General features: G+C 66.9%; 3 protein-coding genes. All 3 read right to left on the bottom strand.

Features of this window, described 5'->3' with window-relative positions; genetic code table 11:
- Positions 1 to 246: 246 nt before the first annotated feature.
- Positions 247 to 606: a DUF488 family protein gene (locus GXZ33_RS12155; RefSeq protein ID WP_291341471.1), complete on the bottom strand. Its 360-nt coding sequence runs from the start codon at positions 604 to 606 to the stop codon at positions 247 to 249.
- On the bottom strand, positions 603 to 1,091 hold the full coding sequence (gene smpB, locus GXZ33_RS12150; protein WP_291341470.1) for an SsrA-binding protein SmpB: 489 nt from the start codon (positions 1,089 to 1,091) through the stop codon (positions 603 to 605). Before smpB ends, GXZ33_RS12155 begins: the two co-directional genes overlap by 4 nt.
- 13 nt (positions 1,092 to 1,104) lie before the next feature.
- A partial coding sequence (locus tag GXZ33_RS12145) for a hypothetical protein (protein WP_291341469.1) occupies positions 1,105 to 1,511 on the bottom strand: 407 nt, incomplete at its 5' end.

Genomic DNA, 1,511 nt, shown 5'->3' with positions numbered 1-1,511 from the left:
TTCCCTAGTCGATGCCAGGGTCCGGGTCGGGAACGAGCCCGGTCTGACAGACACGCGGTCGCTACTTAGGCAGCGAGGGCGTAGTCGCGCTGAGTGTTCTCGGCGCTTATGGGTTTGCTGCGACGCTCACGGTGGTCCTCAGCCTGCACCGGCACGCTTCCCCTGGCTCAATATACGAAGTCGAAACCTGAATCAGCCCCGTACTCTGCGGCGGGATTGTGCAATCGTTCCGCAGGATGGCCCATGTTAACTCTTGTGAAGGCGTTTCGTCAACCATTCCGCGAGAACGACTGCGCTGTTTCTGTCGCGGTCCGCGGCGCTGTACAGGAGGGTGAGGTCCTCGTCCGCGAGCTGCAGGAGCTTCTCGACGTCCCCTCCCCCTCCCTCCAGCTCCTCCTCGTAGCGGGCCCGGAACTCCTCCCACCGGGACGGGTCATGGGCGAACCACTTCCGCAGTCCGGTGGTGGGGGCGACGTCCTTGAGCCACTCCCACTCCATGTCCGCCTTCGCCACGCCGCGGGGCCAGAGGCGTTCCACGAAGACACCCCGGCCGTGGACGGGGGCGTCGCCGCGCAGGACGTCGTGAAGTTTGGCGGTGTGGATCACCCCTGGATGCCCTTCACGCGGCGGCCGAGTTCGCGGGTGATCTCGCGTTCCTCGGTGCGGCGCTTGATGTCCTGACGCTTGTCGTAGTCCTGCTTACCCTGCGCGAGGCCGAGCTCGAGCTTGACGTAGCCGTTCTTCAGGTAGAGCTGCAGCGGCACGAGGGTGCGGTTGCCGTCGCGGACCTTGCCCATGATGGAGTCGATCTCGCGGCGGTGCAGGAGGAGCTTGCGGGTGCGCTTCGGCGGGTGGTTGGTCCACGATCCCATCGAGTACTCGGGGATGTGGAGGTTGCGCAGCCACACCTCGCCCTCGTCGACGGTGGCGAAGGCGTCGGCGATGGACACCTTGCCCTCGCGCAGCGACTTGATCTCGGTGCCCACCAGCACGATGCCGCATTCGTAGGTTTCGAGGATGTGGTAGTCGTGCCGGGCCCGGCGGTTGGTGGCCAGGACACTGCGGTCCTGGTTCTTCTTCTTCTTGGCCATGGTCCGACCCATGTTACAGCAGGACAATGAGCACGATGATCGCGATGACGGGGATCGCCATGAGCACCCACGGGCCGATCGGCCGCCGGCGCAGGGCCCCCGCGGTGCGGGGTGTGGAGCTCAGCGCGGTGGTCTCGGGCACCTGCAGGGCCAGGGCGGCCAGCGCCGCACGCTCGACGAGCATCGGCCCGTAGTCCCGCACCGCCACGTGGTAGCGGTCGCGGTTCTCGGGGTGGCCGGTCAGGGCGACCGTCGTCTCATAGGGCTGCTTCGCGACGAGCGCCGCCACCCGGTCCGCGTCGAAACGTTCGCTGCGCCCGGGGTGGACGGTGAGGAGGTCACGGTCGGCGTCGACAAGCAGGACGCGGTGTCCGGTGAGTCGGTGCAGGACCTCGACATCGGTGAGCAGCTGGACGTCGT

This window comes from Corynebacterium sp., assembly GCF_012838985.1.
Taxonomy (GTDB): Bacteria; Actinomycetota; Actinomycetes; order Mycobacteriales; family Mycobacteriaceae; genus Corynebacterium.
This window is presented reverse-complemented; position numbering and strand designations above follow the sequence as displayed.

What these genes read in the sequence shown, in the direction of transcription:
- smpB (WP_291341470.1), bottom strand. Translation starts at nt 1,091, where the DNA reads ATGGCCAAGAAGAAGAAGAACCAGGACCGCAGTGTCCTGGCCACCAAC.